Annotated in this window: 7 protein-coding genes; 6 read left to right on the top strand and 1 reads right to left on the bottom strand. The window is 73.7% G+C overall.

Annotated features, from left to right (window positions below):
• The first annotated feature begins 122 nt into the window (after positions 1-122).
• The 5 genes from glgX (at position 123) to ACVV2G_RS30035 (ending at position 9,706) form a co-directional block, all read left to right on the top strand.
• On the top strand, positions 123-2,381 hold the full coding sequence (glgX, locus tag ACVV2G_RS30055; RefSeq protein WP_453845941.1) for a glycogen debranching protein GlgX: 2,259 nt from the start codon (positions 123-125) through the stop codon (positions 2,379-2,381).
• Positions 2,382-2,732: 351 nt separating this feature from the next.
• Complete coding sequence (locus tag ACVV2G_RS30050; protein ID WP_453845940.1) at positions 2,733-4,712, top strand: ABC transporter ATP-binding protein; 1,980 nt, start codon at positions 2,733-2,735, stop codon at positions 4,710-4,712.
• Entirely contained in the window at positions 4,709-6,583 is a 1,875-nt protein-coding gene (locus ACVV2G_RS30045; RefSeq protein ID WP_453845939.1) for an ABC transporter ATP-binding protein, read from the top strand. Before ACVV2G_RS30050 ends, ACVV2G_RS30045 begins: the two co-directional genes overlap by 4 nt.
• 446 nt (positions 6,584-7,029) lie before the next feature.
• Positions 7,030-9,066 (top strand): M4 family metallopeptidase, encoded by a 2,037-nt coding sequence (locus ACVV2G_RS30040; RefSeq protein ID WP_453845938.1) that lies wholly within the window; start codon positions 7,030-7,032, stop codon positions 9,064-9,066.
• A 130-nt stretch (positions 9,067-9,196) separates the two neighbouring features.
• The gene (locus ACVV2G_RS30035; RefSeq protein ID WP_453845937.1) at positions 9,197-9,706 is read left to right on the top strand and encodes a DUF1990 domain-containing protein; all 510 of its coding nucleotides are present in this window, start codon (positions 9,197-9,199) and stop codon (positions 9,704-9,706) included.
• Positions 9,707-9,736: 30 nt separating this feature from the next.
• On the opposite strand, the gene ACVV2G_RS30030 is transcribed toward ACVV2G_RS30035, so the two are convergent.
• Positions 9,737-12,355, bottom strand: coding sequence for a glycosyltransferase family 1 protein (locus ACVV2G_RS30030; RefSeq protein WP_453845936.1), 2,619 nt, complete (start codon positions 12,353-12,355; stop codon positions 9,737-9,739).
• A gap of 314 nt (positions 12,356-12,669) precedes the next feature.
• On the opposite strand from ACVV2G_RS30030, the gene ACVV2G_RS30025 reads away from it, so the two are divergent.
• The coding region (locus ACVV2G_RS30025) for an alpha-1,4-glucan--maltose-1-phosphate maltosyltransferase (protein WP_453845934.1) at positions 12,670-14,408 on the top strand (1,739 nt) is incomplete at its 3' end.

The following is a 14,408-nucleotide window of genomic DNA, read 5'->3' as shown; positions in this document are numbered from 1 at the left end:
TGCGAGCCATGCGGTGGGCAGAACAGTGGGGAGGACGACGCGACGGGGAGCAGCGATCGGGACACCGTGCGCCCTTCTCCCGTCTCTGGCAGGTCGTTCCACGAGCCGCAGGAGGCTGACAGGTGTCCAGCGCAGCCGAGCAGGAGGCGGTGGCCGGGAAGCGGGCCGCCGAGGACGGGCGCCCCGCCGTCGTGGTGAACGGCTCGCGGCGTGCCGCGCCGCCGCCCGCCGAGCCGGCCCGGCCGGGCACCGCGGTGCCGTTGGGGGCCCGGTTCCGGACCGGCCCGGACCAGGTGGCGGGCACCAACTTCGCGCTCTGGGCGGGCGGGGCGGAGGCGGTGGAGCTGTGCCTGTTCGACGAACGGCGGGCGGGCGGCGGGGAGCGCCGGGTGCGGCTGACCGAGCTGACGCACGAGATCTGGCACGGCTTCGTGCCGGGCGTGGGCCCCGGGCAGCGCTACGGCTTCCGGGTGCACGGCCGCTGGGACCCGTGGACCGGCGCCCGCTGGAACCCGGCGAAGCTGCTGCTCGACCCGTACGCGCGCGCGGTGGACGGTGACTTCGCCCTGCCGCCCGAGGTGTACGGGCACGTGCGGGACTGGCCGGAGCAGCACGTGGCGGACACCGTGCGCGACGACCGGGACTCGGCGCCGTTCGTCCCGAAGGGCGTCGTCGTCCATGACGACGACGACTGGTCGGACGACCGGCGGCCGAAGACGCCGTGGGCGGACTCGGTGATCTACGAGCTGCACGTGCGCGGCTTCACCCGGCTGCACCCCGGCATCCCGGAGGAGCTGCGCGGCACGTACGCCGGTCTGGCGCATCCGGCGGCGGTCGAGCACCTGGTGAAACTGGGCGTGACGGCGGTGGAGCTGCTGCCGGTGCACCAGTTCGCGCACGAGGACCACCTCCTCGAGCGCGGCCTGCGGAACTACTGGGGCTACAACTCGATCGGCTACTTCGCCCCGCACGCCGCCTACGCCGCCTCCGGCACCACCGGTGAGCAGGTCGGCGAGTTCAAACGGATGGTGCGCGCGCTGCACGCGGCGGGGATCGAGGTGATCCTCGACGTGGTCTACAACCACACCGCGGAGGCGGGCGAGCTGGGCCCGACGCTCTCCCTGAAGGGCGTCGACAACCGCGGCTACTACCGCCTCCAGCCGGACGCCCGCCGGTACGCCGACTACACCGGCTGCGGCAACACCCTGCACGTCGTCCAGCCGCACGTGCTGCGCCTGATCACCGATTCCCTGCGGTACTGGGTGACGGAGATGGGCGTGGACGGCTTCCGCTTCGACCTGGCGGCGGCGCTGGCCCGTTCGATGCACGACGTCGACATGCTGTCCCCGTTCCTCGCGGTGATCGCGCAGGACCCGGTGCTGCGGCGGGTGAAGCTGATCGCCGAGCCGTGGGACGTCGGCTCGGGCGGCTACCAGGTGGGCGCGTTCCCGCCGCTGTGGACGGAGTGGAACGACCGGTACCGGGACGCCGTGCGGGACTTCTGGCGGCACGCCCTGCCGGACGTGCGGGAGATGGGCTACCGCCTGTCGGGCTCCAGCGACCTGTACGCGTGGGGCGGGCGGCGGCCGTACGCGTCGGTCAACTTCGTCACCGCGCACGACGGCTTCACCCTCCGGGACCTGGTCTCCTACGAGCGCAAGCACAACGAGGCCAACGGCGAGGGCAACCGGGACGGCACGGACGACAACCGGTCCTGGAACTGCGGGGCGGAGGGGGAGACGGACGACGAGGGCGTACGGGCGCTGCGCCGTCGCCAGCTGCGCAACCTGCTGACCACGCTGCTGCTGTCGACCGGGGTGCCGATGCTGGTCGCGGGCGACGAGCTGGGCCGCACCCAGCGCGGCAGCAACAACGCCTACTGCCAGGACAACGCGATCAGCTGGGTCGACTGGAGCCTGCTGGACGACCCGGAGTGGCGGCCCCTGTTCGAGCTGACCTCCCGGCTGATCGCGCTGCGCCACCGGCATCCGGTGCTGCGCCGCCGGGCCTTCTTCTCCGGCCGCGCGCACTCCGCGGACGGCCTGCGCGACCTGGCGTGGTTCACCGCGCGGGGCACGGAGATGACGGAGCGGGACTGGTACGCCCCCGCCGCCACGCTCGGCATGTACCTGTCCGGGCGGGACATCCCGGGCCGGGACGAGCGGGGGGCGCCGATCGTCGACGACAGCTTCCTGGCCGTGCTGCACGCCGGGGAACGCCCCGCCGCCTTCGTCCTGCCGGCCGCGCCGTGGGCGGAGCGGTACGAGGTGGTCGTCGACACCAGCCGGGAGGAGCAGGCCGAGGAGCCGGGCGGGACGCGTCCGGCGGGGACGGAGATCACGGTGCCGGCGCGGTCGGTGCTGCTGCTGAAGGTGGGGTGAGCGGGGGCGCGGGGCGGCGCGGCCGGGGGTGCCGCGGTCGTACCGCCGCCACCTCCGCCACCGCCACCGACGCCGCCGCCGCGTGGTCGCCCGCGCCGGGCTCCGGTGTGGAGGACGCACCGCCGACGGCGGGCCGTCCGCCGTAGGACTCGCGCCGGCCGGTGACTTCCGTGACGGGTCGGCGACTTCGCCGACGGACCTGCCGCCGGCGTCCCGTCCGGCGGGTGTCCGGCACATCGGCCGACGCGCTCGAAGGCGCACCGGCCCGATCGGCCGATGCGCCCCGTACGACCCCGGTGCGCGCGAAAACCCGGTGGGCAGTGTCAGTGGTGAACCGTAGGCTCGCTGCTGATGTCCACGACACCCTCCCCCTCCCCCACCGGGATCGCCACCGAGAACCCCGCCGAGGTCCCCGCCGAGGAGCGGTCCACCGTTCGCTCGCTGCTGCGGCTGTGGCCCCATGTGCGGCCCGTGCGGGCGCGGTTGGCGACCGCGGCGGTCATAGGGATCCTCGCCTCCTGCGTGGGGCTGGTGATCCCGCTGGTCCTGAAGTGGATGGTGGACGGTCCGATCGCCCGCGGCGACCCGGCCGGCGTGTGGCTCGGGGCGCTGTACCTGCTGCTCCTCGGTCTGGCGGAGGCGCTGCTGTTCGGGCTGCGGCGTTGGCTGGTGGCCCGGCCGCTGGCGGGGGTCGAGGCGGGGATGCGGGCGGACCTGTACCGGCACCTGCAGCGGCTGCCGGTGGCCTTCCACGACCGGTGGGCGTCGGGACAGTTGCTGTCGCGCGGGACGACGGACCTGATGCTGCTGCGCATGTTCCTGGCCTTCCCGCTGACGTTCCTCCTGGTCAACGGCGTGACGATCCTGGTCGGCGTGGGCATCATGCTGGTGCAGGACTGGACGCTGGGCCTGGTGATCCTGGGGCCCGCCATCCCCGTGATGATCACCTGCGGGATCTTCGAGAAGAAGTACTCCGCGGTGGCGCGGCGCGCGCAGGACCAGGTCGGGGATCTGACGACCGTGGTCGAGGAGAGCGTCCTCGGCATCCGGATCATCAAGGGCTTCGGACGGCACCGCAGCCAGGCCCGGGCCTTCCACGAGCTGTCGCACACGCTGCGGGGGACGGAGCTGCGCAAGGCGCGGCTGCTGGCGTCCATCTGGGCGGTCATCGTGACGCTGCCGGAGCTGGCGATCGGGGCGGCGCTGGTGGTGGGCGCGGTGCAGGTGGCGGACGGGTCGCTGTCGGCGGGGACGCTGGTGGCGTTCCTGTCCACGGCGCTGGCCCTGAGATGGCCGGTCGAGTCGATCGGCTTCCTGCTGGCGATGAGTCAGGAGGCCGCCACGGCCACGGACCGGTACTTCGAGGTGATGGACGCGCAGGTCGAGTCCCCGGGGAGCCCCCGCGCGCCCGCGCCGGCGCCGGGGGGCGGGCAGCACGGTCCGGCGGAGCGGGGCGCCGCCGCGTCCGCCCGCGCCGCCGCCGGGGATGCCTCCCGGGCCGTGCGGGCACCGGGGGAGGCACGGCTGTCCGCGGCCACGGACGGGGGCGGGGACGGGGGCGGCCTGCGGTTCGAGAACGTCCGCTTCCGCTACCCCGACGCGCCCCCCGGCTCCCCGCCCCTCCTCGACCGCGTCGACCTGCACGTCCGGTCCGGCGAGTCCCTGGCCCTGGTCGGTGCCACCGGCAGCGGCAAGACGACGCTGACCGCGCTCGTGCCCCGCCTGCACGAGGTGACCGACGGGCGGATCACGCTGGACGGCGAGGACATCCGCGCCCTGCCCCGCGACGAGCTGCGCTCCATGGTCGCCGTGGCCTTCGAGGAGCCCACGCTCTTCTCCGCGACCGTCGGCGAGAACGTGCTGATGGGCGCCGGTGACGGCGCCGGCGAGGAGGAGCTGGGGCGGGCACTCGCCGTCGCCCAGGCCGGCTTCGCGCACGACCTGCCCCGGGGCACCGGCACCCAGGTCGGCGAGCAGGGCCTGAGCCTCTCCGGCGGCCAGCGCCAGCGTCTCGCGCTCGCCCGCGCGGTGGTCGGCCGGCCGAGGTTCCTGGTCCTGGACGACCCGCTGTCCGCGCTGGACGTGCACACGGAGGCCGCGGTCGAGGCCGCCCTGCGGCAGGTCCTCGCGGACACCACCGCCCTGATCGTGGCCCACCGGCCCTCCACGGTGCTGCTCGCCGACCGCGTCGCCCTGCTCTCCGGCGGCCGGATCGCCGCCGTCGGCACCCACCAGGAACTGCTGCGCACCAGCGCCGAGTACGCCCATCTGATGTCCGGGTCCGACGGGCACCAGCGGACCGGCGCGTCCGGGGAAGGGGACGGCCGATGACCGCGCCCACGGCCACCGCGCCGGACCGGGGACGGCCCGAGGACGGGGACCCGGCGGCCGAGGCGGGGAACCGTCCGGCCGACGACCTCTTCGACCGGGACGTCCTGCCCAGCCCGCCGGGCGCGACCGGCGCCCTGCTGCGCTCCCTGCTGGGGCCGATGAGGGCCCGTGTCGCCCTCACCGCCCTCCTCCTCCTTCTCCAGCAGGCGGCGGTCCAGGCGGGCCCGCTGCTGGTGGCGTACGCCATCGACCACGCCGTGCCGGCGCTGCGGGACGACGACCACGGCCCGCTGATCGCGGTCGGCGCCGGCTACCTGCTCTGCTCCCTGGGGGCGGGCGCACTGCAGTACGCCTTCGTCGCGGCCGCCGCCCGGGTCAGCCAGGACGTGCTGCTGGACCTGCGGGGCCGGATCTTCCGGCACGCGCAGGCGCTGAGCGTCGACTTCCACGAGCGCTACACCTCGGGACGGCTCATCTCCCGCTCCACCACGGACGTGGAGGCGCTGCGCGAGCTGCTCGACGAGGGCCTGCAGGAACTGGTGACGGTCATCCTGTCCTTCGTCTGCATCGCGGCGCTGCTGCTCTGGCTGGACCTCGGCCTCGGCGGCGTCGCGGTGGCGTCGTTCGTGCCGCTGTACGCGCTGGTGCGGTTGTACCGGCGGCGCGCGGGGCGGGTGTACCGGCAGCGGTCCACGGCGATCGCGGCGGTGATCGTGAAGTTCGTGGAGACGATGAACGGCATCCGGCCGGTGCGCGCCTTCCGCCGGGAGGCCGCCAACGACGCCGACTTCGCGGAGCTGAACCGGCGCCACGAGCGGTTCAACGGCGACGCGCTGCTGGAGATGGCCCGGTACGTCGTCGGCTCGCGGCTGGTCGCCAACACGGCCGTCGCGGGGATCGTGCTGTGGGGCGCCCACCGCGTCGCCGACGGCACGCTGGCGCTCGGTGTGCTGGCGGCGGCGGTGCTGTACCTGCGCCGGCTCTACGACCCGATCGACCGGCTCGGCATGTTCCTGAACTCCTACCAGTCGGCGGCGGCCTCCCTGGAGAAGATCGCCGGGCTGCTGGCGCAGACGCCGTCCGTGCCCGAGCCGGCCGCGCCGAAGGAGCTGCCGCCGCTGACGTCGGAGCAGCCCGGCCGCGAGGTCGTCTTCGACTCGGTCCGCTTCGGCTACCGCACCGGCGGCGAGGTGCTGCCCCTCTTCGACCTGACGATCCCGGCCGGGCAGACGGTCGCCGTCGTGGGCTCGACCGGTGCCGGCAAGTCGACGCTGGCCAAGCTGCTCGCCCGGTTCTACGACGCCTCCGGCGGGCGGGTCCTGCTGGACGGCACCGACCTGCGCGACCTGGCCGGGCCCGAACTGCGGCGCGGGGTGGTGATGGTGACGCAGGAGGCGTTCCTGTTCTCCGGCACGGTCGCCGAGAACATCGCCATCGGCCGTCCGGAGGCGACGCGGGAGGAGATCGAGCGGGCCGCGAAGGCGATCGGCGCCCACGACTTCGTCGCCGCCCTGCCCGACGGCTACGACACCGACGTGCGCAAGCGCGGCGGCCGCATCTCCGCCGGTCAGCGGCAGCTCGTGGCGTTCGCCCGGGCGTTGCTCGCGGACCCGGCGGTGCTGATCCTGGACGAGGCGACCAGTTCGCTGGACATCCCCGGGGAGCGTGCGGTGCAGCGGGCGATGGCGACGGTGCTGAAGGGCCGTACGGCGGTCGTGATCGCGCACCGGCTGTCCACCGTGGAGATCGCCGACCGGGTGCTGGTGATGGAGGGCGGCCGGATCGTGGAGGACGGCGCACCGGACGAACTGATCGCCGGCACGGGCAGGTTCGCGGACCTGCACCGGGCCTGGCGGGACAGTCTGGCGTGAGGGACCCGTCGACCGGGTTGAGCAGGACTTCCTCGCACGTACGGGCGTAGGCGGTCACCTGAGCGGCGTCGAGGGGGCGCGCCACCGAGCTTGTCGCCGCCGGGGAGGCGGACGGTCCGGGAGGGACCGGCCGGCCGTCCCCGCCACTGACTGACCGGCCAGTCGGTACCACCCCCGGGCAACGACTCCGTATATCGAACATGTACGCCCGGACAACGAACCATTTCCGGCCAACTTCCTGACGCGCTCCTGACAGGAGGCGCGCGCGCCTGCCAGGCTTCCCACGGTCGCGCCGCAGCGCCCCCACCGTCTTCCTCACCAGCGCCGTGCCGTGGCCAGCTCCTAGCACGTGGTTTCTGCGTACCGATCAGTACCGCCCGGCCGGCCCACCCGCCGGCCGGTCTCCCCCGGCCGCGCGACCCGCGGCCACGCAGAAGGAGTCAGTGTTGAGCAGCAGTTCTCCCCACAGACGCACCTCCCACACCGCGTCCCCGCGCACCACCCACCGCCGCGCCGCCGCCGTCGCCCTGGCCGGTGTGGCCGCGCTGATCGCCACGGCGGTCCAGTCCGGCGCCGCCACCGCGGCTCCGCGGCAGGCGCCGGTCCCGGGCGCCGAATCCGTCCAGCTCACTCCGGCCCAGCGGGCCGAACTGATCCGTGACGCCGAGGCCGCCACGGCGCGGACCGCCGACGGACTCGGTCTGGGCGCCGAGGAGAAGCTGGTCGTCCGCGACGTGCTCAAGGACCGCGACGGCACCGTGCACACCCGCTACGAGCGCACCTACGCCGGACTGCCCGTGCTCGGCGGCGACCTCGTCGTCACCACCGACGCCGGGAAGACCGAGCGGGTCGTGAAGGCCACCTCCAAGCCGATCGAGCCGGCCACCGTGACGCCGCGGATCAGCGCCGGCAAGGCCGAGCAGCAGGCGGTGTCCGCCGCCGAGGCCGCCGGCGCCGAGCAGCCCGAGGCCGACCGCGCCCCGCGCAAGGTGATCTGGGCGGCGAACGGCACCCCGGTCCTGGCGTACGAGACGGTCGTGGGCGGCCTCCAGGAGGACGGCACCCCGAACGAGCTGCACGTCGTCACCGACGCCGCCACCGGCGCCAAGCTCCACGCGTACCAGGCGATCCACAACGGCACCGGCAACACCCTGTACAGCGGCACGGTGACGCTGGGCACCGCGCAGTCCGGCTCGTCGTACACGCTGACGGACACGGCCCGCGGCAACCACCGGACGTACAACCTCAACCGGGGCACCTCCGGCACCGGGACGCTCTTCACCGGCCCCGACGACGTGTGGGGCAACGGCAGCGCGTCCAACGCCGAGACCGCCGCCGCGGACGCCCACTACGGGGCCGCGCTGACCTGGGACTACTTCAAGAACGTCCAGGGCCGCTCCGGCATCCGCGGGGACGGGGTGGGCGCCTACTCGCGGGTCCACTACGGCAACAACTACGTCAACGCCTTCTGGTCGGACAGCTGCTTCTGCATGACGTACGGCGACGGCGCCGGCAACGCCAAGCCGCTGACGTCGATCGACGTGGCCGCGCACGAGATGACCCACGGCGTCACCTCGAACACGGCGCGCCTGGTCTACAGCGGGGAGTCCGGCGGCCTCAACGAGGCGACCTCCGACATCTTCGGCGCGGCCGTCGAGTTCCACGCGAACAACTCCTCCGACGTCGGTGACTACCTCATCGGCGAGGAGATCGACATCAACGGCAACGGCAGCCCGCTGCGCCACATGGACAGGCCCAGCAAGGACGGCGCGTCCAAGGACGCCTGGTACTCGGGCATCGGCGGGATCGACGTCCACTACTCCTCCGGCCCGGCCAACCACTTCTTCTACCTGCTGAGCGAGGGCAGCGGCACCAGGACCATCAACGGTGTCACCTACGACTCGCCCACCTCGGACGGCCTCCCGGTCGCCGGCATCGGCCGCGACAAGGCGGCGAAGATCTGGTTCCGCGCGCTGACCACGAAGTTCACGTCGACCACCAACTACGCGGGCGCCCGCACCGGCACCCTCGCGGCGGCCGGCGAGCTGTACGGCACCGACAGCACGGAGTACAAGCGGGTGCAGGACGCGTGGGCCGGCGTCAACGTCGGTGCCCGTTCCGGCGGCGGTGGCGGCACCTCCTTCGAGAACGCCGCCGACGTGGCGATCCCGGACAACGGAGCGGCGGTCACCTCCTCGGTCACGGTGACGGGCCGGGCCGGCAACGCGCCCGCGAACCTCCAGGCCGCCGTCGACATCGTGCACACCTGGCGCGGTGACCTGGTGATCGACCTGCTGGCCCCGGACGGGACCGCGTACCGCCTGAAGAACAGCAGCTCCTCGGACTCCGCGGACAACGTGAACCAGACGTACACGGTGAACGCCTCCTCGGAGACCGCCAACGGCACCTGGAGGCTGCGGGTCCAGGACGTGGCGGCCCAGGACACCGGGTACATCAACTCCTTCGGGCTCACCTTCCCGTAGGCCCCGCGCGGGGCCCGACGGTCAGGACGCCGTCCCGGTGGTTCGCCTCCCCGGGGCGGCGCCCTCGCGCAACACGGCGGGCGGCACCCGGAACCACCGGTTCCCGGATGCCGCCCTACTCTTGGGACCCATGTCCTTCACGTACGACGCCGTCGGCGCCACCCGCGAGCAGGGCCCCTGCCCGCCCGGCTTCCGCTCCCTGCACGTGCGCACGCGCCTCGGGGAGGGCGAACCGGTGTTCCGGCGGGCGGCCGAGGCCGTGCTCACCTGGGAGATGCACCGGGAGATGGGCGTCGGCATCGACGCGGGCGCGGAGCGTGCCGCGCCCGGCGTCGACGTCACCGTCACCCTCGCCGGGATGATCAGGGCTCCCTGCCGGGTGGTCTGGACCCTGGAGGAACACCGCCGGGCCGGCTGGGCCTACGGCACCCTGCCCGGCCACCCCGAGTCCGGCGAGGAGGCCTTCGTGGTCGACCGCACCGGCGACGGCACGGTCTGGCTGACGGTGACCGCCTTCAGCCGCCCCGCCAAGTGGTACGCCAAGGCCGGCGGGCCGGCCGCCCGCGCCTTCCAGCACGCCTACGCCCGCCGCTGCGGCACCGTCCTGCGGCGGCTGAGCGGCGGCGACGACGAGGACTGACGCGCCCGGCGCCACCGCCGCCCGCCGCGCTCACCTCATCAGCAGTCCCGCCGCCTGGGCCAGGTCGTCCGACGGCACCGCGACCAGACCCGCCTCCGCACCCGAGGCCAGCAGCCGGTGTGCGGGCAGGACGCGGACCGTGTAGCCGAAGGGGCCGGTGCGGTCCAGGGCGAGCGGGCCCTCGTACGCCCAGCGGCCCTCCAGGTCGGGGCCGCCCACCGGTTTCAGCGGCACGGCCGCCGCGTCGGTGATCCGGTCCTCGGAGTCCACCCGGCCGGACACCGCCTGTACCTCGACGTCGTCCGGGGCGAGGTCACCGAGGTTCACCCGCACCCGCAGCGCGAGCGTCGAGCCCAGCTCCGCCGTGGCGGTGGTGGCGGACGTCTCCACGTGGTCGACGCTCACCCCGGGCCAGGCCGCCCGCACCCGGACCTTCCACTCGGCGAGCCGGCGGGCGGAGTCCGGGTCCATCGCGCGGTGCGCCTCGGCCGCCGGCGTGTACAGCCGCTCCACGTACTCACGGACCATGCGGCCGGCCAGCACCTTGGGCCCGAGCAGGCTCAGGGTCCGGCGGACCATCTCGATCCACCGGTCGGGCAGCCCGCTCCCGCCCCGCTCGTAGAAGCGGGGGGTGATCCGCTGCTCCAGCAGGTCGTAGAGGGCGGCGGCCTCTATGGCGTCGCGCCGGTCCGGGTCGGTGCCCGCGCCGTCGGCGGTGGGGATCGCCCAGCCGAAGTCCGGCTGGTACCACTCGTCCCACCAGCCGTCCAGCACCGAGAGGTTGAGGCAGCCGTTGAGCGCCGCCTTCATGCCGGAGGTGCCGCACGCCTCCAGGGGGCGCAGCGGGTTGTTCAGCCAGATGTCGCAGCCCGGGTAGAGCTTCTGCGCCATCGCCATGCCGTAGTCCGGCAGGAACACGATCCGGTGCCGCACCCGCGGGTCGTCCGCGAACCGCACCAGCTCCTGCACCAGCCGCTTGCCGCCGTCGTCCGCCGGGTGCGCCTTGCCGGCGACGACGATCTGGACCGGCCGCTCGGGGTGCAGCAGCAGGTCCGTCAGCCGGTCGCGGTCGCGCAGCATCAGCGTCAGCCGCTTGTACGACGGGACGCGCCGCGCGAACCCGATGGTGAGCACGTCCGGGTCGAGGACGTCGTCGATCCAGCCCAGCTCGGCGGTCCCGGCGCCGCGCTGCCGCCAGGAGACGCGCAGCCGTTCCCGCACCTCCTCGACGAGCTGCTCGCGCAGGGTGCGGCGCAGCTCCCAGATGTCCTGGTCGGGGAGGTCGGCGACCGAGTCCCAGCGGTCCGAGCCGCCGACGGTCAGCGCGTCCTCGGCCCGCTGGACGCCGATCTGCCGGGCGCCGAGCCGGAACACCTCCGGGGCGACCCAGGTCGGGGCGTGCACCCCGTTGGTGACGGAGGTGATCGGCACCTCGTCGGCGTCGAAGCCGGGCCACAGGCCGGAGAACATCTCCCGGCTGACCCCGCCGTGCAGCAGGGAGACCCCGTTGGCGCGCTGGGCCAGCCGCAGGCCCATCACCGCCATGTTGAAGAGGTTCGGCTCGCCGCCGGGGTAGGTCTCCATGCCGAGCCGCAGGACGCGTTCGACGTCGATGCGCGGGAGTTCGGAGTCGGGGCCGAAGTGGCGGGCGACCAGCTCGCGGTCGAAGCGGTCGATGCCGGCCGGGACGGGGGTGTGGGTGGTGAAGACGGTGCCGGCCCGCACCGCCTCCAGCGCCGAGCCGAACTCCAGGCCCTCGTCGCAGAGTTCGGAGATGCGTTCCAGACCGAGGAAGCCGGCGTGCCCCTCGTTGGTGTGGAACACCTCGGGCGCGGCGTGCCCGGTGAGCCGGCAGTACGTCCGCACCGCCCGGACACCTCCTATGCCCAGCAGCATCTCCTGGAGGAGCCGGTGTTCGCTGCCGCCGCCGTAGAGCCGGTCGGTGACGCCGCGTTCGCCGAGGTCGTTCTCCTCGACGTCCGAGTCCAGCAGCAGCAGCGGGACGCGGCCGACCTGGGCCAGCCAGATCCGGGCGCGCAGCTCCCGGCCGCCGGGCAGGGCGAGGGCGACGTGGGCGGGGGTGCCGTCGGGCTCCTCGAGGAGGGCGAGAGGCAGCTCGTGGGGGTCGAGGACGGGGTAGTGCTCCTGCTGCCAGCCGTCCCGGGAGAGGGACTGGCGGAAGTAGCCGTGGCGGTAGAGCAGGCCGACTCCGACGAGCGGCACGCCCAGGTCGCTGGCCGCCTTCAGATGGTCGCCGGCCAGGATGCCGAGGCCGCCGGAGTACTGGGGCAGGGCGGCGGTGATGCCGAACTCGGGCGAGAAGTAGGCCACCGCGGCGGGCAGGCGGCCCGGCTGGGCCTGGTACCAGCGGTCGCCGGTCATGTAGTGATCGAGGTCGTCGGCCACCGCGGTCAGCCGGCGCAGGAAGCGCCGGTCCTCGGCCAGCTCCGCCAGGCGCGCGGGCGGAACGGTGCCGAGCAGCCGTACCGGGTCGCAGCCGGACGCGGCCCAGCACTCGGGGTCGACGGACTGGAAGAGGTCACGGGTCTCCGGGTGCCAGGACCAGCGCAGGTTGCGGGCCAGATCACTGAGCGGCCGGAGGGGGTCGGGGAGAACGGGACGGACGGTCAGTCGACGGATCGCCTTCACCCCCACGACGTTACCGGGGCGATGTGTCCCTCGCCGGGGGCTTCGCCCGCAGACCTCCGATTCGGCCTGAACGGCGTCGTTCCGGATCGCCGGACGGGCTAATAACCACCGGCGTGACGATCTTCCGGCGGGGAAGGTGTCCGTTCAGGGTCGCCGCGTGTGCCGACGTACGCGCGAGTGGTTCACACAGTGCCGGATTGCCCACCCGAGGAGTGTGGGAAGGCTCCTGCGGTACGCCTCACGTGCACCACCACCGCAGGACCCACCTCCCCAGAGTCATCCGCCCATCGACGTTGACGCGGACAGGAGCGGTCATGCCCGCCACGCACCACTCGTCAGCACCCTCCGCGGGACGCCCCGCGGCACCGCCCGGGGCGTCCCCCCCGGCGCCACCCGCCCAGGGCGCCACCGTCGTCGGCCGCATCCCCGTACTGGACGTCCGCCCGGTCGTCCGGGACGGGCGCCGGCCCGCCAAGGCCGTCACCGGCGAATCGTTCGAGGTATCCGCCACCGTGTTCCGCGAGGGACACGACGCGGTCGCCGCCAACGTCGTGCTCCGGGACCCGCGGGGCCGCCGGGGCCCGTGGACCCCGATGCGGGAGCTGGCCCCGGGTACCGACCGCTGGGGGGCCACCGTCACCGCGGGTGCGCCGGGACTCTGGTCGTACACCGTGGAGGCCTGGGGCGATCCGGTCACCACCTGGCGGCACCACGCGCGCGTGAAGATCCCGGCGGGCATGGACACGGACCTGGTCCTGGAGGAGGGCGCCCGGCTGTACGAGCGGGCCGCCGCGGAGGTGCCCGACGACGGGGGCCGGGACGAGCTGCTCGCCGCCGTCGACGCGCTGCGGGACGAGACCCGGCCGGCCGCGTCGCGGCTGGCGGCGGCGTTGACGCCGCAGGTGGACGCGGTGCTGGCCCGGTATCCGCTGCGGGAGCTGGTCACCACCTCCGACCCGCTGCCCCTGCTCGTGGAACGCGAACGCGCCCTGTACGGCGCCTGGTACGAGTTCTTCCCCCGCTCCGAGGGCACCCCCGAACAGCCCCACGGCACCTTCCGCACCGCCGCCCGCCGCCTCCCCGCGATCGCCGCGATGGGCTTCGACGTCGTCTACCTGCCCCCCGTCCACCCCATCGGCACCACCCACCGCAAGGGCCGCAACAACACCCTCTCCGCCACCCCCGACGACGTCGGCGTCCCCTGGGCCATCGGCTCCCCCGAAGGCGGCCACGACGCCGTCCACCCCGCCCTCGGCACGATCGACGACTTCGACCACTTCGTCACCCGGGCCCGGCAGCTCGGCCTGGAGACCGCCCTCGACTTCGCCCTCCAGTGCTCCCCCGACCACCCCTGGGTCCACAAACACCCCGAGTGGTTCCACCACCGCCCCGACGGCACCATCGCCCACGCCGAGAACCCGCCCAAGAAGTACCAGGACATCTACCCCATCGCCTTCGACGCCGACCTGGAGGGACTGGTCGCCGAGACGGTCCGCGTCCTGCGGTTCTGGATGGACCACGGAGTACGCATCTTCCGCGTCGACAACCCCCACACCAAACCGGTCGTCTTCTGGGAACGGGTCATCGGCGAGATCAACACCGCCGACCCCGACGTGATCTTCCTGGCGGAGGCCTTCACCCGCCCCGCGATGATGCACACCCTGGCCCAGATCGGCTTCCAGCAGTCCTACACCTACTTCACCTGGCGCACCACCAAACAGGAACTGACGGAGTACCTCACCGAACTGACGGGGCAGGCCGCCTCCTACATGCGGCCCAACTTCTTCGCCAACACCCCCGACATCCTGCACGCCTACCTCCAGCACGGCGCCCGCCCCGCCTTCGAGGTCCGCGCCGTCCTGGCCGCCACCCTCTCCCCCACCTGGGGCATCTACAGCGGCTACGAACTCTGCGAGAACACCCCCCTGCGCGAGGGCGGCGAGGAATACCTCGACAGCGAGAAATACCAGCTCAAACCCCGCGACTGGGCCACCGCCGAACGCGAGGGCCGCACCATCGCCCCCCTCATCACCAAGCTCAACACCATCCGGCG

Source organism: Streptomyces sp. JK94 (assembly GCF_053613315.1).
The sequence above is the reverse complement of the archived record's forward strand: the minus strand, read 5'-3'. Positions and strand labels throughout refer to the sequence as shown.

What these genes read in the sequence shown, in the direction of transcription:
- ACVV2G_RS30035 (WP_453845937.1), top strand. Translation starts at nt 9,197, where the DNA reads ATGTCCTTCACGTACGACGCCGTCGGCGCCACCCGCGAGCAGGGCCCC.
- ACVV2G_RS30045 (WP_453845939.1), top strand. Translation starts at nt 4,709, where the DNA reads ATGACCGCGCCCACGGCCACCGCGCCGGACCGGGGACGGCCCGAGGAC.
- ACVV2G_RS30050 (WP_453845940.1), top strand. Translation starts at nt 2,733, where the DNA reads ATGTCCACGACACCCTCCCCCTCCCCCACCGGGATCGCCACCGAGAAC.